14 protein-coding genes are annotated in these 18738 nt (G+C 68.9%); 5 read left to right on the top strand and 9 right to left on the bottom strand.

Features of this window, described 5'->3' with window-relative positions; all coding sequences use genetic code 11:
* Positions 1 to 122: 122 nt before the first annotated feature.
* The 3 genes from AB0L53_RS45655 to AB0L53_RS45645 all read right to left on the bottom strand — a co-directional run bounded on the left by AB0L53_RS45655 (position 123) and on the right by AB0L53_RS45645 (position 3659).
* Complete coding sequence (locus tag AB0L53_RS45655; RefSeq protein ID WP_364008848.1) at positions 123 to 1250, bottom strand: lectin; 1128 nt, start codon at positions 1248 to 1250, stop codon at positions 123 to 125.
* Between the two features lie 445 nt (positions 1251 to 1695).
* Positions 1696 to 2394 carry a response regulator transcription factor gene (locus tag AB0L53_RS45650; RefSeq protein WP_364008845.1) on the bottom strand — a complete coding sequence of 233 codons (699 nt, stop codon included), beginning with the start codon at positions 2392 to 2394 and terminating at the stop codon, positions 1696 to 1698.
* Positions 2391 to 3659: a sensor histidine kinase gene (locus tag AB0L53_RS45645; RefSeq protein WP_364008842.1), complete on the bottom strand. Its 1269-nt coding sequence runs from the start codon at positions 3657 to 3659 to the stop codon at positions 2391 to 2393. Before AB0L53_RS45645 ends, AB0L53_RS45650 begins: the two co-directional genes overlap by 4 nt.
* A 258-nt stretch (positions 3660 to 3917) precedes the next feature.
* Here AB0L53_RS45645 and AB0L53_RS45640 point away from each other — a divergent pair, with 258 nt between their 5' ends.
* Positions 3918 to 4295: a DUF6223 family protein gene (locus tag AB0L53_RS45640; protein ID WP_364008839.1), complete on the top strand. Its 378-nt coding sequence runs from the start codon at positions 3918 to 3920 to the stop codon at positions 4293 to 4295.
* 28 nt (positions 4296 to 4323) lie between these two features.
* Here the strand turns inward: AB0L53_RS45640 and AB0L53_RS45635 are convergent, their stop codons facing one another.
* Genes AB0L53_RS45635 through AB0L53_RS45615 form a run of 5 tightly spaced genes read right to left on the bottom strand, consistent with a single transcriptional unit; the run spans position 4324 to position 10830 of the window.
* Positions 4324 to 5139 (bottom strand): carbohydrate ABC transporter permease, encoded by an 816-nt coding sequence (locus AB0L53_RS45635; protein WP_364008837.1) that lies wholly within the window; start codon positions 5137 to 5139, stop codon positions 4324 to 4326.
* Positions 5140 to 5198: 59 nt separating this feature from the next.
* A complete protein-coding gene (locus AB0L53_RS45630; RefSeq protein WP_364008834.1) occupies positions 5199 to 6131 on the bottom strand; it encodes a sugar ABC transporter permease in 933 nt (310 codons plus the stop codon).
* Positions 6128 to 7423, bottom strand: a complete 1296-nt coding sequence (locus tag AB0L53_RS45625; RefSeq protein WP_364008831.1) for an ABC transporter substrate-binding protein — start codon at positions 7421 to 7423, stop codon at positions 6128 to 6130. Before AB0L53_RS45625 ends, AB0L53_RS45630 begins: the two co-directional genes overlap by 4 nt.
* Positions 7424 to 7453: 30 nt before the next feature.
* Positions 7454 to 9595 (bottom strand): hypothetical protein, encoded by a 2142-nt coding sequence (locus tag AB0L53_RS45620; protein ID WP_364008828.1) that lies wholly within the window; start codon positions 9593 to 9595, stop codon positions 7454 to 7456.
* A gap of 2 nt (positions 9596 to 9597) precedes the next feature.
* Positions 9598 to 10830 carry a family 1 glycosylhydrolase gene (locus AB0L53_RS45615; protein ID WP_364008826.1) on the bottom strand — a complete coding sequence of 411 codons (1233 nt, stop codon included), beginning with the start codon at positions 10828 to 10830 and terminating at the stop codon, positions 9598 to 9600.
* Positions 10831 to 11071: 241 nt separating this feature from the next.
* Here AB0L53_RS45615 and AB0L53_RS45610 point away from each other — a divergent pair, with 241 nt between their 5' ends.
* The 3 genes from AB0L53_RS45610 (at position 11072) to AB0L53_RS45600 (ending at position 14159) form a co-directional block, all read left to right on the top strand.
* Positions 11072 to 12079 (top strand): LacI family DNA-binding transcriptional regulator, encoded by a 1008-nt coding sequence (locus AB0L53_RS45610; protein ID WP_364008823.1) that lies wholly within the window; start codon positions 11072 to 11074, stop codon positions 12077 to 12079.
* A 256-nt stretch (positions 12080 to 12335) separates the two neighbouring features.
* Positions 12336 to 12914, top strand: a complete 579-nt coding sequence (locus AB0L53_RS45605) for a TetR/AcrR family transcriptional regulator (RefSeq protein ID WP_364008820.1) — start codon at positions 12336 to 12338, stop codon at positions 12912 to 12914.
* Positions 12915 to 12989: 75 nt separating this feature from the next.
* Positions 12990 to 14159 (top strand): MFS transporter, encoded by a 1170-nt coding sequence (locus AB0L53_RS45600; protein WP_364008817.1) that lies wholly within the window; start codon positions 12990 to 12992, stop codon positions 14157 to 14159.
* 42 nt (positions 14160 to 14201) lie between these two features.
* On the opposite strand, the gene AB0L53_RS45595 is transcribed toward AB0L53_RS45600, so the two are convergent.
* Entirely contained in the window at positions 14202 to 15260 is a 1059-nt protein-coding gene (locus AB0L53_RS45595) for a hypothetical protein (RefSeq protein ID WP_364008814.1), read from the bottom strand.
* Between the two features lie 90 nt (positions 15261 to 15350).
* Between AB0L53_RS45595 and AB0L53_RS45590 the strand changes: the two genes are divergently transcribed.
* On the top strand, positions 15351 to 18710 hold the full coding sequence (locus AB0L53_RS45590; protein WP_364008811.1) for a S8 family serine peptidase: 3360 nt from the start codon (positions 15351 to 15353) through the stop codon (positions 18708 to 18710).
* The last annotated feature ends 28 nt before the right edge of the window (positions 18711 to 18738 follow it).

The following is an 18738-nucleotide window of genomic DNA, read 5'->3' as shown; positions in this document are numbered from 1 at the left end:
TCTGCCTACTGGGTGTCAGGAAGATCTCGGTCCGCCCTCGCTCTTGACGGGCGGGGGAGTGGTCGAGGGGATCGGTCGCTGTCACAGCGCGCAGGCGGACGGCCGGCCCCCGGAGAGTGATGTCATGGGTCGGAACGGCTCCAGCGCTGGTTGGCGGCGCCGCCGCAGGACCAGATCTGCAGCTTGACGCCGTTGGCGGTGGAGTAGTTCGGCACGTCCAGGCATTTGTTCGCGCCGACCGCCGTGATGGTGCCGTCGGAGTTGAAGCGCCATTGCTGGTTGCTCTGTCCGTTGCAGTCCCAGATCACCACCTGGGCGCCGTCGGCGCTGCTCCGGTTGTACACGTCCAGGCACTTGTTGCCGTAAATCCGCAACTCGCCCGCACCGGTCGGCGTCCAGCTCTGGTTGGACTGTCCGTTGCAGTCCCAGATCTGCACCGCCGCGCCGTTCGCCTGCGAGGCGGCGGAGACATCCAGGCATCTGCCTGAACCCACGCCTCTGATCGCCCCCGCACCTGGCGTGGGGGTGCCGCCCCCGGGTTGGCCGATGCTGCCGGATACCGACTGCAGCGCGCTGTACCAGGCGGCGGCCATCTTGTCGTAGCCGGCGGCGGTGGGGTGGATGCCGTCGATCAGGTCGGAGGTGGTCAACTTGCTGTGCATGTCGACCAGGTGGACGTGCTTGCCGCTGTTCACCTTGCTCTGGACGATGCCGGGGATCGCCGCGTTGAAGGTCCGGGCGGCGGACTCCTGGCCGGAGTTGGACAGCGGGATGATGGTCGCGACGAAGACATCCGCGTCCGGTACGGCCGTGGTGATGTGGTCGATCAGCGTGGACAGTCGCTGCGGGGCACCGGCCAGGTTGTAGTTCTGCAGGACGTCGTTGGTGCCGATGTGCAGCAGCAGCGTGCGCGGTGTGTACGTACGCAGCCAGCCGGTGATGTTCGCGTCGATCTGGTCGATCCGCCACCCGGGATGACCCTCATGATCGTGGTCACCCAGGCTGCCCGGCCCATTGAACTGCGACCCGACGAAGTCGACCGTGTAGCGGCCGGCGGCCAGGCGCTGCCACAGCCCGATCCGGTACCCGCCCGGCACCTGCGTGCCCTCGGTGATCGAGTCGCCCAACGGCATGACCCGCACCCCGCCGTTGGACTCCGCGCCGGCGACGCCCGCCTGCATCGCTATACCCGCTACCACCAAGGCGACGGCCGTAAGCGCGGCGGCCCACCATTGTCCCCATGTACGCATGCTCAACGCCTCGCCGAGCAGGCCGCATCGATCGGTAGTGTTCGCGCTAACATACTGGATCCTTCACTTCGTGAACGAGTTCTCGGAGTACGGATGCGGCAGCCGAGGGCGAGCCGGAAGGACACCGGCCGTCCGTCCTCATCTGCCGGAACGTGGCGAATAAGGGGAGCGAATTCCATTGTGAGCGCTAACAGCCCATCGGGATCCAGAGCTCCTTCCACGTACACCGACTGAGATGGTGGTGTGGCGGAGCAAATATGACGTGACAAGATCCGTCAAGGGTCCGCCTCCTCCATCACGGTTCCGCCGCTCCCCGGAGTGGCCCGATCTGGCCTGACGGCGTGCGCTCCCGCTGTCACAGCGGGGCAGGTGATGAAACGTTCATCCCGTGGCGGCGTGGCATGACGATGCCCCAGCCGCTGCGCGAACGCGGCGTGGCCGTGTCTTACATCGCGGGGCTGACCAGTCCTGTCTGGTAAGCGATGACGACCAGTTGCGCACGGTCGCGCGCACCCAGTTTCGCCATGGCGTGGCTGACATGGGTGCGCGCGGTGGCCGGGCTGAGAAACAACTCGGTACCGATCTCGCTGTTGCTCAGGCCCTGTCCCACCAGGGCCAGCACTTCGCGCTCGCGCCCGGTCAGCACCGCGAGCCGTTCCTCCGCGGCCTGCGCGGCTGTTCGTCGCGCGGTGAACTGGCCGATGAGGCGTCGGGTGATCCGCGGCGCGAGCAGCGCGTCTCCGGCGGCGACCACCCGGATGGCATGCAGGAGCTCGGCCGGTCCGGCGTCTTTGAGCAGAAAGCCGCTGGCACCGGCCTGCAAGGCGTCGAAAACGTACTCGTCGGTGTCGTAGGTGGTGAGAATGAGGACCCGGACCTGCTCCAATCCGCGCGTCTGGGCGATCCGGGCGGTGGCCTGAATCCCGTCCACCTTCGGCATGCGGATGTCCATGAGCACGACGTCGGGGCGGGTGGCGCTGGCCCGCTCGACGGCTTCCGCGCCGTTGGTGGCCTCTCCCACCACCGTGATGTCGTCCTCGAGGTCGAGCAGGACCCTGAACCCGGAACGCACGAGACCCTCGTCGTCGGCGACCAGCACCTTGACCGGAGCGTTGGTCAACGGCGAGGCGGCCGCCGCGTTCACAGGCGCGACCCGGTCGGCGCGAGGGGCAGTCGTGCCTTGACTTCGAACCCGCCGCCCGGAAGCGGCCTGGCGTCGAGTTCTCCGCCCAGCAGTTGACAGCGTTCGCGCATGCCGAGGATCCCGCGGCCGGGCGTCGGCTGGGCGGGGGCCGAGCCGCCGGTGCCGGTCAGCTGCCGCGCCGGTAGGTGCGCAGCCGCGGGGTCATCACCTGAGGCGGCACGGCGGCCCTCGTCGGTAACGCGGATCTCCAAGACCTCCAGTCCGGGGTTCAGCGCAACCGTCACCCGAGTCGGGCCGACGTGGCGGATCACGTTGGTGATCGACTCCTGAAGGATCCGATAGGCGACACTGCCCACCGCACTCGGCAACAGCGCCGCGGGTGAGGTCTCCTCGAGCTCGATGTCGAGTCCGGCCGCGCGGGCCTTGGCGGTCAGTTCGTCGATCTGCCCCAGCCCCGGGTACGGCACGCGCCCGTCGTTGTCGTCACCGTCGTCGTCACGGAGTACGCCGAGGATGGCCCGCATCTCCCGCAGCGCCCGAGAACTCGTCTGCTCGATGGCTCGCAGCGCCTCGCGCGCCACTTCCGGCCTCTTGTCGAGCACGTGCGCGGTGACACCGGACTGGACGTTGATGATCGCTATGGCGTGCGCGACGGTGTCGTGGACCTCGCGCGCGATCCGGAGCCGTTCGGCGTCCACCCGCGCCCGCGCCTCCTCCTCGCGAGTCCGTTCAGCCAGCTCGGCGCGCTCCTGAGCTTCGGCCGCGATGACCTGCCGGGAGCGGACGGACTCGCCGAGTGCCGCGCTCATGACCGACGCGCCGATCCGGAAGTACACCCAGCCGATGGCGGCGCGTGGCTCGATGTCGGCCGCGGCGACCAGCCAGGCGATGGCGAGCACCGAGGTGCCCACGCCGGCGATCACCAGCGACCGGCGCCCGTCCCCGTAGGCGGCGACGGTGTACAGGGCGACGAAGAGCCCGAGCCAGCCGGGCCCGTCCGGGAAGTCAAGGGTGTAGTACACCAGGCTGGCGACCGCGGCGGTGACGAAGACCGGCACCGGCCACCGGCGGCGGACGACGACGACCACACCACTGGCGACCAGCAGGACATATCCCAGGTTTCCGAGGTCGGTAAGGGGGCGCTGCACCACCTCGCCGGTGTTGCGGACTATCGTCCCCTGAACCTGCATCACGGTGATGAACAGCGCGAGCAACACATCCTGCGCCGGCACCGGCAGGCGCAACGACACGGCGCGGTGTTCCATGCCGTGATCCTACGGTTCCCGCGCGTGAGAAGACTCCGCTCAGAGGCGCGGCCGCCTACGACGACAGGCGTACCGAGGCACGAGTCGGCTACGCAGAACTGCGTAGCGGCTGCCATCCGCTGTCGGAGGCCGCGCTTGCCTCGACGGCGCGACGATCGATTCCGTGAAACCCCTCCCTTACCGGCACCTCGACCGGCATAGGCGATCCACCGCGCCGCACGCGCTGCCGACGCCCGTCATTCGACAGAAAGGATCTTCATGTCCGTCCGTCACTTGCTAGCCGCCGCCGCGGCCGCGCCCGTTCTGGTCCAGCCCGTCGATGCTTACACCTTGACCGCCGGGCGTCTCTGGTCCTTGGTGGCCGCGCTGCTGGGGCTGGTCGGCGTCGCCCTGGGCGGGCTGGCCCTGGCCCGCTCCGCCGGTCGTATCGGCACCGGCACCGGGAGAAGGGGGGCCATCGTGGCCCTGGCTGCGGGGCTGGCCTGCACGGTCATCGGCGGGCTGGTTGTGGCCGCCGCCGACGGTGGTCCCGGCACCGGCTACGGAATAGTCGGGGGCTACGTGGACCTGGTGGTCGGGTTGATCGCCATGGTCCTCGGTGGGCTGGTTCTGGCCCGCTTCCGCCGCAAGGCTTGAAGCCGACCGGCTGAGGAGCCGACGCGGCCTACTTGATCGCGCCCGCGCCGATGCCCTTCACGATGTGACGCTGCGCCATCAGATAGAAGATCACCACCGGCACGATCGAGATGGTGGTGGCGGCCAGGAGGATCTGCTGCTGTGGCGTCTCGGCGGAGGTGAAGGCGGTCAGACCGCGCTGGATGGGCATGAGGGAGTTGTCGTCGAACAGGACGAGCGCCATGAGGTACTCGTTCCACGCCCCCAGCCCCTGGATGACCGCCACGGCGGCGAGGCCGGGCCTTGCCAGCGGGAGGATCACGTGCCAGAAGATGCGCAGCGGACCGGCACCGTCCAGCGCGGCCGCTTCCTCCAGAGCGCGGGGCTGGCTGACGAAGAAGCTGCGCATGATGAGCGTCGACATCGGGATGCCCGAGGTGATCAGGACCAGTACGTAGCCCACGGGATTGTTCGTCAGGCCGAGTGAGATGAGCAGTTTGTACTGCGCCAGGAACATGGCGGGCGCAGGGATGATCATCACGGCGAGGATGACGAACGTGAACACGCCCTTGCCCGCGAAGTCGAGTCGCGCGAGCGCGTACCCGGCGAGGCTGGACACCAGCAGAATGCCGAGGACGGCGGAGCCCGTGTAGATCACGCTGTTGCGCAGGTAGACGCCGAGCTCGCCCTGGACCCACGCGGTCACGTAGTTGCCCCACTGCGGGTCGGCGGGCAGGAAGCTGTCGTTCGAGAGCAGCTCCGTGAGGCTCTGCAGTGATCCGGACAGCATCCACAGCAGGGGGAACAGCGCGATCAGCGCGGCGACGCCCAGCAGCCCGTACAGTCCGACCTTGTCGAGGCGCATCCCCCGACGAGGTTCTGAAGCGATGGACATCTCGTCGGCCCTTCCTGTCGTCCGGCTGCTCATACGCGGGACCTCCGCCTGGTGATCGCGAGCTGGATCACGGACAGCAGTACGAGGGCGCCGCCGAAGATGACCGACATGGCCGCGGCGCTGCCGTAACGCCAGTTGACGAACGCCTCGTTGTAGATCGCGAGGGTCGGCACCATCGTGTGCTGGCCCGGTCCGCCGTTGGTCAGCACCTGTACGGTCCCGAAGATCTGGAGCGCGGCGAGCAGGGTGAGCAGGCTCACGATCGACGTGACCGGTGCCAGCTGTGGCCAGGTGATGTACCGGAACTTCGACCAGCGGTTCGCGCCGTCGAGGTCGGCGGCCTCGTACAGTTCCTTCGGCACGTCCTGCAGCCCCGCGAGGAAGAGCAGGAAGCCGAACCCCCAGTGAAACCAGATGAACACGGCTGCCACGACGGGCAGCGCGACGGCCGGCTCGCCGAGCCAGTTCTGCTGGAGCGCGCCCAGGCCCACCAGGCCCAGGAGCCGATTGAGGATGCCGGATCCAGGGGCCAGGATGAACGAGAACAGCAGGCCGACGACCACCACCGACAACACGCCCGGCAAGTAGAAGACGGTGCGGAAGACCGTCTTGCCGCGGGCGACGCTGTTGACGGCCAGCGCCATGACCAGGGCGATTCCGTTGCCGAGGAAGAAACCGACGACACCGAAGACGACGACGTTGCGCATGGACGCCCAGAAGATCGGGTCGGACGCGACGAAGTCGTAGTTGGCCAGCCCCACCCACGGGGTGTCGGGGCTGACGCCGTCCCATGACTGGAAGCTCAACAGGATCGCCTGCGCGAACGGCGTGATCGTGAAGATCCCGATGAGCGCGATGGCCGGAGCCAGGAACAACCAGCCGATCAGGTTGCGCCGGAGGGCGCGCCTCCCGTGCGGCGGCCTTCGCCGCCCCATGGGAACCGCGAGTCGCGACGTCGTCATGACGTGCGGTCCTGCGCCGCCTGGACCTTGGCGAGTACTTCGTCCACCGTCGCCTCGCCCAGCACCAGGCGCTGGGACTCCGCTTTGATCGCGGTGATCACGTCGGGCTTGAAGGTCGTCGACATGACTTGCATGCCCTTCACCCCGGCGGCGAAGCCCGCGAGCTGGTCGGGGATGTCCTCGCCGGCGAGGAGTTCCGGGTTGCTGGGAAGGATGCGAGCGACCTTGGCGAACACCGCCTGCTGCGCGGGCTCGGTCAGCCACTTCACGAACGCGAGCGCCTGCTCAGGATGGTCGCCCCTCGGGTTGATCACCGCCCCCTTCCCAGGGACACCCGGCGAGCGCGGTTCGTGAACGCTTCCGGGAGCCTTGGGCAGCCCGGTGGAGAAGTAGTCCTCGAACTCTGGGTTCGTCCTCAGACCCACCGAGACACCGGGAGCGGCGTCGAAGATCGCGCCCATCTTCTTGGTGAAGAAGGACGACTCCACGTTCGGGTGGTCGTCCTGACCGCCGGGAATGGAGTTGTTCGCGATGACGCCGGCCTTCTTCAGGTCGACCAGGAATTGGAAGGCGTTGCGCCAGCCGTCCTGTTTCCAGGTCGATTTCCCGTTGAGGGTTGTTTCGATCTCGGCGTCCGTCAGCCAGTTCGAGGCGACGGCCTGGATGAAGTTCGGTGTCTGCGAGGCCGCGATGGAGAATTTTCCTCCGTCCGAAGCGGCGAGCGCATCGATGAACGCGGCCGTCGTCGCGGGCGGCTTTTTCGCCGACATTCCGGTCAGCGCCGGGTTGATGAGGAGGCCGTACGTTTGCGTCTCCCAGTGCACCGCGTAGACGCCGGGCTTGACGCCGAGGTTGTTGCCTTCCTCGAACGCCGACATCTTGAGCACGGCGGGGCTGAAGTTCTTACTCCAACCGGCATTCAGCTGGGCGGAAAGGTCCATCGCCCAGCCGGCCTTGTAGAACGGCGCCATCTGAGTCGCGTCGAACGACGAATAGATGTCGGGCATGGATCTGGACTGCGCCTTCGCCTGGAGCTTGGGCAGGTAGTCGACCGGCCCGGGCGTGTCAATGGTGATCTTGACGCCGGTCTTTGTGGTGTACTGCTTCGCGAGTTGGGTGAGCGCGGCCTCTTGTCCGCGCGACTGGTTCATGAAAGTCAGTCCGACGTCCCCGGTGGCGGATTTGCCGGACGACGAACAGCCGGCCAGGGCAAGCGCCCCAACAATCGCCAATGATCCGGCCGCGATAATGGTGCGGCGACGGGCGCCGCGTGCTGTGGAGTTCGTACCCATGGTCCTCGCCTCTTTCGTGTACATGAGGAGCTATTCAGGGGTGGACATGGCGCTCGGGCGGGGGAGCGCGCCCAGTCCTTCTGAGGTGATCAGCCAGCCGTCGGGAAGCTCTGCCCCTTGGTCGACCGCCGTGGCGATGTGCGCCATCGCGGCCAGCAGTCCGCCGTTCGCCGGCAAATAAATCGTGAGAAATCCCGGCATTTGCGGATTGTGTCCGTTGGGCAGGAACACGTTCTTGGGCGACGGGAGCAGGAGGGCGTCGATCGCACGGCCGACGTCGCCGAGGCGGGCCGCGGTCATCGCCATGACGGGGTAGTCCCAACCCCAGCTGGACTGCAGGTCCCAGTGCTCCCATACGGAGTCGAGCGTCGCCGACATCGTGGCCAGGTCCACGAGGCCGGTATCCGGTAGCCACCCCAACGCCATGAGCATGGACGGGTGATCCTTGCGGATGAGCAACGGAGGCGTCGCGACCGCGGCGTATGTGCGGTCGGGCAGTAACGCGGGTCGGCTCATGTTCCGCGCCACCCGGTCCCACTCCTGGCTCGGTTCGAGACCGAGCCGAGTTCGCCACTCGTTCGCCACGCCGAGCGCCCACGACCAGTACGCCAGCTCGAACGTCGGATCGGTGGTCGTCGCCCGGTCGACGAGGTAGCTCTCCTGCGCGGGGATGAGCGGGGGCGGCAGCCCGAACGATCCGTCGCGTTCCTCGGCGAAGTCGGCCATGAAATCGGCCGTTGCCTCGACGAGCGGGTAGTGAGCACGCAGGAACGACTCGTCGCGACCCTCGCCACGCAGCAACTCCAGCAGGTAGATCACGTGCGGCTGCTGCCACAGGAGGAAGACGCCGATGTTGCTCGGCGACTCGCGCGCGGACGGATCGGTCTGCTTCGGCCAGCGGGCTCCGCGATATCCCTGCCGGCGGGCGGTCGCCTTCGCCGCCTCCAAGGCGCCGCGATACCAACGCATGCTGCGCTCGAGCAGTCGCCCTCGGCCCCACATCGGGAAATGCGCCGCATGCCACCAGTGCATCTCGAGGTGGAACTTCCCGGACCAGGTGTTGTACGTCAGACCGGACTCCGCGGCAGGCGTGACGCCGGCGCTGTTGACGGCCATGAGGTACTGCGAGACAACGATGCGACGTTCCAGTTCTGGGGCGCGCGCGTCCGTGCTCCCGGCGAGGCTGACCGCGGCACCGGTGCTCCAGTGCTCCGCCCACCAGGTCTCCGCGGACTGGCTGACGGTGGAGAAACCGTCTTCGGCCTGCTGCCTGCCATCATCCGGACCAAGCGTCACCACCACTTCGAGAACAGTGGCGTCTGTGCGCGCGACGGCTCCCTCCCGCAGGCTGCCAGTGGTGCGGACGCCTACGCCGTAGGTCAGCGCTTCCACCGTGCGCCGTGCGTTCCAGTGGCACTCCGTCCGCCGGTCCCAGACCGTCTCTTGCGCGAGGGGGAGTTCGAAGGCGGCCAGGTCGTCCGGCTGTTCGTCGAACACCCACGCGACGCCCCATCCGCGCAGCAGAAGCTCGGACTCGACCCGCACCGCGAAGCGGTGATCCCGTGGGTCGGCGACGGTGGTGACGCGGACGCGCTCGCCGTCGAGGACGTACTCGGCCTGGACCGATCCCGTCCACAGGTCGAGCTCGGTGCGGACGTCGGTCAACGCGGTCGGATCGTCGAGCCCCGTCCCGTCGGGGCGGACCAGGGCGAGGCGGCCCAGGTGAGCGCGGCGGGGATTGAAGTGGTACCACGCGCCCGCGACGAACTCGTCGGCGATGGGGTCGCCGGCGCGCTGGAGACCCATGCGGTCGAGGTAGGGGACCGGGCCGCGGGATGTCTCGTACAGGGTGGTCGCGTCCTCGAGCCGGAGCTCCCGGTCGGTGCGCGTCTCGTACCAGCCCCAGGTCGACTGGGTGCGCAGCGGGATCTGGAAGTCGTCGGCGTCGAATACGCGCGGGTACTGCTCCGGCAGACCGGACAGACCATCGCGAACGACGCGGTGCGGGTCGGGGACGAGCTCATGGAAGGACGGGAACGTCTGCAGCCCGGAGATGTCGACCGTGAGCGCGATGTCACCATTGCCGACCGTGAGGACGCCAGCGGGGTGCGCGGACGTCAGCACGGGGTTGTGCCGTCGCACGAGTTGGCGCCGATCGATTGCTTCGGGCATCGTCAGGTCCCGCCGTCTTGGAGCGCGTTGGACTTGGCGACGCCACCCAGCCACGCGAGGCTCGGCTTGGGCCGGCGCTCGAAGGTCTCCCGGTCGACCGCGACGAGGCCGAACGTCGGGTCCCAGTGGCCCCATTCGTAGTTGTCGAGCAGGCTCCAGTGGATGTATCCCCGCACGTCCAGGCCGCCTTCCATCGCTTCGGACAGCGCGGCGAGCGCGGCGGTCGTGTAGGCGACGCGCCGGGAGTCGTCGCCGGTCGCGATGCCGTTCTCGGTGACGACGATCGGGACGTCGGGCAGTACGTCGGCGGTGTGCCGGACGGCGATGCCGAGGGCGTCGGGCCGATACGCCGTACGCACGAGGGTGTTGTCCGGGCGCACGGGGTGCGGTTCGATACCGTCCAGCCCCACCCACTGCGCCGAGTAGGCCTGCACCCCGATGAAGTCGTCGTCACGCGCCGCCTCGAGGTAGAGGTCCTCCCAGACGTACTCCAGCTCCCGGCGCACTTTCTCCGCACCGGGGCGGGTTTCGAACGCGCGGCTCGCGACCGACCAGCCCACCTGAGCGTCCGTGCGCTCCCGCAGCACCTCCCGGGCCGCGTGGTGCGCCTCGACGAGACGGCGGCCGATCTCCACCGGCGGAGCCGGCTTCGCCGATCGGGGCGTGTCCGCCTCCAGCGTGGGGCTCAGCCATTCCATATTCGAGTCGGGGTCGAGCGTCGCCTCCGCCTCACGCACCATGATCGCGAGCATGTTGGGCTCGTTGATGGTGCAGACCCACTCGACGCCGTCGAGGATCGAGGTGGCCGTCTCGACGTAGGCCCGGAAGCGGTCCACGGCCCGTTCTCCGCGCCAGCCGCCCTCCTCGGCGAACCACCTCGGCGAGGTGAAGTGGTGGATCGTGACGAACGGGGTGACGCCCGCGGCCAGGCATTCGTCGATCATGCGCCGGTAGTGCGCGAGCGCCGCGCGGGACACCCTCCCGGGGGCCGGCTCGACGCGCGCCCACTCGATGCCGAAGCGGTAGGTGTTCAGGCCCGATTCCGCGACGAGCCGGATGTCCTCGGAGTATCGGTGGTAGCTGTCGAGGGCATCGCCGCTGCGATCCGCTCCTGGCATGCGCTCCTCCTGCGCCCAGAAGTCGCTGTTGACGTTGTCGCCCTCGACCTGGTGCGGTGCGGTCGCCGCGCCCCAGAGGAAGCCGTCGGGGAAGGTGTGCATGCGTCTCTCGATCATGTGTCGGTGCGGCGGTGGCCGTCGGTGCCGGCCCCGGAATGCGAGTCAACGTAGCCGTTGCATCGCAAGGAGGTCAAGGAAAAATGTGTACCGGTCTACGGAGCTACTACCAGCCAAAGCGGTCATAATTTCGATCTTCCGCTATCTTGCATGGACCGGTCTACATTCTCAGTAGGGCTCGGTTCGAGAAGGGATGCCCATGGTCGCGCCTGAGCGACGACGAAGAGTGACCATTTCCGACGTGGCGAAACACGCCGGGGTCTCCAAGGCGGCGGTCTCCAAGGTCATCCGGAACGACTACGGAGTCAGCGAGGCCATGCGCGACCGCGTCAAGCGGGCCATCGACGAGCTGGGCTATCGCCCTCAGGCGGCCGCGCGTGCGCTGCGCGGACGGGCTTACACCATCGGCGTGCTCATGCAGCACATCGGGATCCCGTTCTACGCCGAGATCATGACCGGCCTGGTGGAGCAGCTCACCGAGTCCGACTACCAGGCGATCATGATCCAGGGCGGCACCCAGGACAAGACCGAGAAACGAGCGATCGACGCCCTGACAGACCGGCAGGTGGACGGCATCCTCATGATCGCTCCACTGGCCGGCCGCGCCCAGTTGGAGCAGGTGGCCCGCGAGATCCCCACCCTGGTTCTCGGTCGGCACGACCGCTCGCCGGCGTACGACTCGATCGTCGACGATGACCGGATCGGCTCCGAGCTCATCATGGAACACCTGATCGCGCTGGGCCACCGTCGCATCGCGCACATCACCTTCCAGCAGGAGCACGGCCGGCCGGCCGGCCAGATGCCGCGCATCAGAGCCGAGACCTACGAGCGTGTGATGCGCGATCACGGGTTCGCCGACGAGATCGCCGTCGCCGCGACCTCCTACTCCGAGGAAGGCGGCCATCGCGGCGCCCGCGAGTTGCTGAGCCGCTCTCCGCGCCCCACCGCGATCTTCGCCGGTTCCGACGAGGCGGCTCTAGGCGTCCTGGCCGCGCTGCACGAGGCCGGCCTGTCCGTCCCAGGAGACGTCTCCGTGGCCGGCTACGACAACACCAGGCTGGCCGCCCATCCGCACATCGCGTTGACCACCGTCAACCAGGACGGAGACGTGATGGGCCGGACGGCCGCGCGGCTGCTGCTGGAGCGCATCGAGGGTCGCTCGGCGGCGGTGCACTTCTCGGTCATTCCCCGCCTGGTCGTCCGGCGCTCCACCGCGTCTCCCCGTCCACGTCCTGCCGATACGCAATAGGAGAATGTGATGCGCCAACGCAGAGTGATCATCAATAGCGATGCCAAAAACGAGGCGGACGACCGGTTCGGTTGTTGTCGCCGACCATCGCGTGGGCGCGCACGGGCGGCCAATGGGATGTCAGCCTGCGGGTCCCCGCCGGTGCGACCGCGAACCTCGTCCTTCTCGGCGATCACCGCCGCCGGCTCGGCAGCGGCTCACACCACCTGCGTACTGATTCTTGACTGATCTGTACAGAAACCGCTAGCTTCAGCTCATGGGCAGACCCCGGGAGTTCAGCGATCATGCCGTAGTGGACGCCGCGATGGAGGTGTTCTGGGAGAAGGGCTACGAGGCGGCCACCACCCAGGACCTGTGCGCGCGCACCGGGCTCGGCCGCGGCAGCCTGTACAACGCGTTCGGCAGTAAGCACCGCCTGTATGAGGAGGCGGTCCGCCGATACGCGCAGACCAAGGGCGCCGCCCAGCTGGCGATGCTGGCCGAACCCGGATCGGTGCGGGAGCGGCTGCGGGAGATGATGCTGGGCGTCATCGACGCCGACCTGGCCGACCCCGGCCGGCGTGGCTGCCTGGCCCTGAATGCCGCGACTGAGCCGAGCGGACGCACCGGTGACGTCGCGGCGCTGGTGCGGCGGCAGTTCGCCGACCTGGAACAGGAGCTCTGCCACCTGGTGGCGGTCGGCCAGCGCACGGGCGAACTGTCCGCCGGCCGGCCGCCGCTCCAGGTGGCGCGGACGTTCCAGAGCGCGTACTACGGCCTGCGCGTGCTCGCGAAGGTGACCGACGACAGGAGCGCCCTGCTGGACGTCGTGGAAGGGGCGCTCGCGGCTCTGTAAGCCCCGCGGTCGGCGGCCCGCGTATCATGCTGCCCATTTTTTGTACTGATCAGTCAATTACTAGAGGTGAACTGCGTGCCTGTCCTCTCCCTCATGCTGTGCGTGTTCGGCATCACGACCGGCGAGTTCGTGATCGCGGGGATCTTGCCGGACATCGCCGATGACCTGGCCGTGTCGATACCGGCGGCCGGACTGCTGGTGACGGCCTATGCCATCGGGATGATCATCGGCGGTCCAGTGCTGACGGCGCTCACCGCGCGCTTCGCCCGTCGGCCGCTCATCCTGGTCCTTCTCGCGATCGTGATCGCCGGAAACCTGGCATCGGCGCTCGCCCCCACATACCCCGTGCTCTTCGCGGCCCGGATCATCACCGCGCTGGTGACCTCCACCTTCTTCGCCAACGCGATCGTCATCGCGGCGTCGACCGCCCCGCCGGGCAAGCAGGCGTCCACCGTCTCCAAGCTCGTTTTCGGGATGAACCTGTCGATGATCCTCGGCGCGCCCATCGGCACGTTCATCGGCAACGGCTTCGGGTGGCGGTCCACCTTCGTCACCATCGCCGTGTGCTGCGTGCTCGGGTTGCTGCTGGTGTTGCGGTTCGTACCGGATGTCCGGAACGCCACGCCCGGCACCTCCGCGCTGGCCGAGCTCCGGGTATTGCGCGGCGGTGAGGTGCGGCGCGCCATCGCGGTCACGGCGGTCGGCAACGCCGGGCTGCTCATCGTGTTCACCTATTTCGCGCCGCTGCTCACCGGCGTCACCGGATTCGCCGCCGACGCGATCGCCGTGCTGCTGCTCGTGTACGGCGTCGGCGCCGCGGTGGGCAACTTCGCCGGCGGCTGGCTGTCCGACCGGGCGCTGATGTCGTCACAGCTCGGTCTGCTCGCCGTGCTCGCGGCGACGCTGGTGCTGATGTGGGCGGTCAGCGGCGGTACGGCGATCACCGCCGTGCTGGTCTTCGTGATCGGCGCGCTGGGCTTCTCCGTCATTCCCGGCATGCAGACCCGGGTGCTGACCACCGCGTCCGCGGCGCCGACCCTGGCCATGGCGGTGAACGCGTCCGCCTACCAGTTGGCCGCGGCCTTCGCCGCCTGGCTCGGTGGCCGGGTCATCGACGGTGGATTCGGGTTGCGGTCGCTGTATCTCGTCGGCGCCGCCGTCACCGTGGCCGGGATCGTCGTGAGCTGCTACGCGTGGTTCCGGTACCGGTCGAGCGGCGGGGTCCGCGCCGTCGAACAGGTCTGACCTTCGAACGCGGGTCACACGGGTCTGACCCTCGAACGCGGGTCACACGAGGTCGCGGCGGCTGGCCTGGGCGCCGGCCTGGAAGCGGGTCTCGGCGTTCAGCTGGTCCAGGAGGTGACGCAGGCGGCGGCGCAGGCTGCGCGGGCTGGTGCCGAGCTGGCGGGCGATGGCGTCGTCCTTGAGCCCGGCGGCGAGCAGCGCCAGGAGCCGCCGATCCTCGGCGCCGAGCTCCGCCGCCTCCGGCCCCCCGCCGGAGGGCTCCGCCTCGACCCGCTCTCCACCGGCGGGGTCCGCCGCGTCGGCGGGCTGCGGTGTCGCGGGTGCGTCCTGCCACAGCTCGGGGCGTACCGGCAGCGCCTCCCGCCACAGGCGCTCGAACAGCTCCACCAGGGCCACCACCATCGTGGAGCCGCTGATCAGCACGCCGCGGGTCAGCGGCGGGTCCATGTGCATCGGCATGACCGCCCGCCACCGGTCGACGATCGCCATCTTGAACGGCAGCCGGGGCAGGACCCGCGCCTCCTCGCCAGCCTTGATCAGGCTGCCCACCTCGTCGAGCGCCCCCGCGTGGTCGAACGCCTCCGGCACGTAGATGGTCCGGTAGCGGACGCCGCTGCGCAGCAGATCGGTCTGCAGCGGGTTGTGATAGTCCAGCACGTACGGGGGGCAGTCGAAGGTCAGGACCTCCTCCTTGGCCTCCTGCTGCAGCCGGACGTACCAGCGGGCCTGCTCCTCGGGACCCGCGAGGACCTCGAACTGCCCGCCCTCCTCCGGGTCCTGGCCGACGGTGCGGAAGGCCGCCTCCAGTTCGTCGGCCGTGTCGGTGAGCTGGTCCAGCTCGCTCTGCAGGCCGCGCACCAGCGAACGGATCGCGGTCCCCGGGTTCGTCACCGTCCACCGAGGCGAGCGCCCCCACAGACGGCTGACCAGGCCCTTGGCGCGGAGCCTGCTCAGCGACGCCTGGATGCGTCCCGCGCCCTCCCCGCTCCGCATGACCAGCTCCTGCACCGTGATGCCGGGGCAGGCCAGCACTCCACGGTAGATCCGCTCATCGAACGCGCTGATCCCCACGACCTCCAGCGCCCGGCTGTCCTCAAGCATGCTCATGATCTTGGCCACTTCCGGCAGTTGCCGCAATAGGCCACTTAAATCACCTTGTCATCAAAAGTCACAAAGAATTAGAAAGCGGAGGTGCTTCAGAGAACCGCGCTCCTGGGTGTCGTGATCACGGCCCTGATAGCGGCCGCCGCTCCGGCCCAGGCCGCACCGACGCCCGCTCCGTCGGCCACCCCGACCCCCACTCCTTCGGCCACCCCGACCGCGGCCCAGTCCGCCGCGAAGGCCGGCCCGCTTAAGACCATCACCCTCCTCACTGGGGACAAGGTCGTCCTCCGTACGCTCCCCGACAAGCAGACCCAGCTGGACGTCCAGTCCGGCCCCGGCCGGGAGAAGATCAACTTCATCCACCGCCGGTCCAAGGACGGGCTCAGCATCGTCCCCGTCGATGCGCTGCCGCTGCTGGCCGCGGGCCGGCTGGACCCCCGGCTGTTCAACGTCACCCGGCTCGCCGCCCTCGGCTACGACGACGCCACCAGCTCGGCGCTCCCGCTCATCGTGACGTACCCGGACCAGACCGCCGCCGCCACGCTGCGCGTCGCGGGCGGGCGCCCGCTGCCCGCGATCAACGGAATCGCCCAGAGCGAGCCCCACGCCGCGGCCGGCACGCTCTGGAAGTCCCTGACAGGGCAGCAGGCCAGGGCGGCGGCCGCGCCCGCGAAGGTCTGGCTGGACGGCAAGGCCAAGCTGTCCCTCGACGTCAGTGTCCCGCACATCGGCGCGCCCAAGGCGTGGGCGGCCGGTCAGACCGGCAAGGATGTCAAGGTCGCGGTGATCGACACCGGCTACGACCCCGGCCATCCCGACCTCCAGGGGCTGGTGGTCAAGTCGGAGAACTTCACCTCCGAGCCCGACGTCCGCGACCTCAACGGCCACGGCACCCACGTAGCCTCCACGATCGCCGGATCCGGCGCCGCCTCGGACGGGCGGTACAAGGGCGTCGCCCCCGGTGCCAAGCTGCTGATCGGCAAGGTCTGCGTGCAGAGCGGGGACTGCCCGGACTCGGCGATCATCCAGGCCATGACGTGGGCGGCCGAGAACGGCGCGCGTGTTGCCAACCTCAGCCTCGGAGAGGCCGACACTCCTGGCGACGACCCGGTGGAGCAGGCCGTCAACAGCCTGTCGGACAAGTACGGCACGCTGTTCGTCATCGCCTCGGGCAACGACGGCCCGCAGACGGTCGGCTCGCCGAGCACCGCCGACAGCGCGCTGTCGGTCGGCGCCTCCTACCGCGACGACGACACGGTGGCGCAGTTCAGCAGCACGGGCCCGCGCGCGTTCGACGGCGCGGTGAAGCCCGACCTGATCGCGCCGGGCGTGGACATCGTCGCCGCGCGGGCCGCGGGCACCTCCGCCGGCTCCCCGGTCGACGACTCCTACACGGCGCTGAGCGGTACGTCCATGGCGACCCCGCACGTGGCCGGAGCGGCCGCGATCGTCGCCGGGCAGCACCCCGACTGGAAGGCCGCACAGATCAAGGCCGCGCTGATGGCCTCCACCGCGCCCGGCGACGAGCTGGGCGCCTACGTCCAGGGCTCCGGCCGCGTCGACGTCGCCCGCGCCATCACCCAGCAGGTCACCGCCGAGCCCGCCGCGCTGAGCATGGGCGACATCGAGCTGCCCAGCCCCGCGCCCAAGGAGAAGACCCTCACCTACCGCAACGACGGCGACGCCGCCGTCCGGCTGAACCTGATCGTGCTCGCCAAGGACGAAAAGGGCGCGGTGGTGACGCCGTTCAAGCTCGGCGCCACGACAGTGGAGGTGCCCGCGCACGGCACCGCCCAGGTCAAGGTGACCGCCACGCCGGGCCCGACCGGCCTGTTCAGCGGTACGGTCATCGCCGCGAACGCCGACGTCTCCGTACGCACCGGCATCGGCATGCGGGTCGCGCCGGAGAAGCGCGCGCTCAAGCTGCGCTACACCGGCACGGATGGGCAGCCCGTCCAGAACGCCTTCGCCGGGGTGATCGACCTCGACACCGAGGAGCAGCGCAACTACGACATCTCTGGCGGCACGCTGGACCTGAGGCTGGACAGGGGCCACCGCTACACCGTCGTCGGCCTCATGTTCGACCACGACGGCACTCTGGTGATGTCCTCCGATCCGGAGTTCACCCTTGACGCCGACCGTACGGTCGCCGCCGACGCCCGCAAGGCGAAGCCGGTGGACGTGCGTACGGAGGAGCCGACCGCGCGGCTGGCCGTCGGCATGCTCGGCATGCTCCAGCTCATCGACGGCCAGCCCCTCGGCGTGGACGTCGATCTGGCCGGCATGTGGGGCGCGGATCGCGTCGAGGGCATCAAGGCCATCCCGACGACGCGTACGGTGAGCAAGAAGTTCGCGTACTACCGCTGGACCCAGTGGGCCAAGCCGAAGGGTGACGGCGGCTACGACGACAGCCCGTACTTCTACCACCTGATGAAGGCCGAGCCGCGGATCCCCGCCGACCCCGGCTACCGCCCGCGCCGCCGTGACCTCGCCGAGGTCAATTCCACCTATGCCACGCAGAACGACGTCAAGTTCGGCGAGCACTTCGCCCTGCCCGTGCTGTACGGGACGGAGCTGGCCTGGACGCCGTACGGCCAGGTCTCCCGGTTCTCGCTTCCTTTCCACCGGACCGAGTACTACACGCCCGGCGACACCGGCTGGTATCCCTCCTTCATCCAGTACCGGACGCCGCCGGACGGCTGGAATGACACCGACCAGTTCTTCTTCGGGAAGACCACCGTCTACCGCGCCGGCACGAAGACCGACGACCAGTGGAACACCGGCGTCTTCGCCGCCGCGCTCAACCCCGGCGGCGACTACACCTGGCGGGAGGAGAACACGCTGCAGTTCGCGGCGGGCCTCTTCGAGGACGGCACGTCCGATCGCATCTCCTACGGCGAGTACACCGCTCCGCAGGCCCGGCTCTACCGGGACGGCAAGGAGATCTACGCCGCCGACTACCTGCCCGGCACGGTCGACGCGCCCGCGGAGACGAAGGAGAGCGAGTACCGGCTGACCATGACGGCCGACCGCGTACCGGCCCAGACCCAGGTGTCCACGCGGGTCAGCGCCGAGTGGAAATTCAGGTCGAAGACCCCTCAGCCGGGCAAGCGGCAGGTGCTGCCGCTGCTGACCCTCAAGATCAATCCGGAGCTGGACGATCGCAACCGGGCCGCGGCCGGGCTCGCGCGCATCCCGCTGCGCGTCCAGCGTCAGAACGGCTCGCCCGATCTGAAGCTGCGTACGCTCACCGTGGAGATCTCCTACGACGACGGCCGCACCTGGCTGCCGACGCTGGTGCACCCGTCGGCCCAGGGTGCCTGGGCCGCCGAGACCTGGCACCCGATCAGCGCGCGCGGCAAGTTCGCCTCGCTGCGGGTCAAGGCCGTCGACATCGGCGGCAACGGCTTCGCCGAGACCATCACCAGGGCCTACAAGATCAAGTAGCTCGCGCGGACGCCCCGCCCCGCCTGGA

Origin of the sequence: Nonomuraea sp. NPDC052129 (genome assembly GCF_040680095.1) — a bacterium.
Lineage (GTDB): Bacteria > Actinomycetota > Actinomycetes > Streptosporangiales > Streptosporangiaceae > Nonomuraea.
Note: the sequence above shows the minus strand (reverse complement) of the source record. Positions and strands in the feature narration are given on the sequence as shown.

Excerpts from the sequence above, each read along its gene's own strand:
- AB0L53_RS45655 (WP_364008848.1), bottom strand. The coding sequence starts at position 1,250 with ATGCGTACATGGGGACAATGGTGGGCCGCCGCGCTTACGGCCGTCGCC.
- AB0L53_RS45635 (WP_364008837.1), bottom strand. The coding sequence starts at position 5,139 with ATGCGCCTCGACAAGGTCGGACTGTACGGGCTGCTGGGCGTCGCCGCG.
- AB0L53_RS45640 (WP_364008839.1), top strand. The coding sequence starts at position 3,918 with ATGTCCGTCCGTCACTTGCTAGCCGCCGCCGCGGCCGCGCCCGTTCTG.
- AB0L53_RS45615 (WP_364008826.1), bottom strand. The coding sequence starts at position 10,830 with ATGATCGAGAGACGCATGCACACCTTCCCCGACGGCTTCCTCTGGGGC.
- AB0L53_RS45595 (WP_364008814.1), bottom strand. The coding sequence starts at position 15,260 with ATGCTTGAGGACAGCCGGGCGCTGGAGGTCGTGGGGATCAGCGCGTTC.
- AB0L53_RS45630 (WP_364008834.1), bottom strand. The coding sequence starts at position 6,131 with ATGACGACGTCGCGACTCGCGGTTCCCATGGGGCGGCGAAGGCCGCCG.
- AB0L53_RS45625 (WP_364008831.1), bottom strand. The coding sequence starts at position 7,423 with ATGGGTACGAACTCCACAGCACGCGGCGCCCGTCGCCGCACCATTATC.
- AB0L53_RS45620 (WP_364008828.1), bottom strand. The coding sequence starts at position 9,595 with ATGCCCGAAGCAATCGATCGGCGCCAACTCGTGCGACGGCACAACCCC.
- AB0L53_RS45605 (WP_364008820.1), top strand. The coding sequence starts at position 12,336 with ATGGGCAGACCCCGGGAGTTCAGCGATCATGCCGTAGTGGACGCCGCG.
- AB0L53_RS45645 (WP_364008842.1), bottom strand. The coding sequence starts at position 3,659 with ATGGAACACCGCGCCGTGTCGTTGCGCCTGCCGGTGCCGGCGCAGGAT.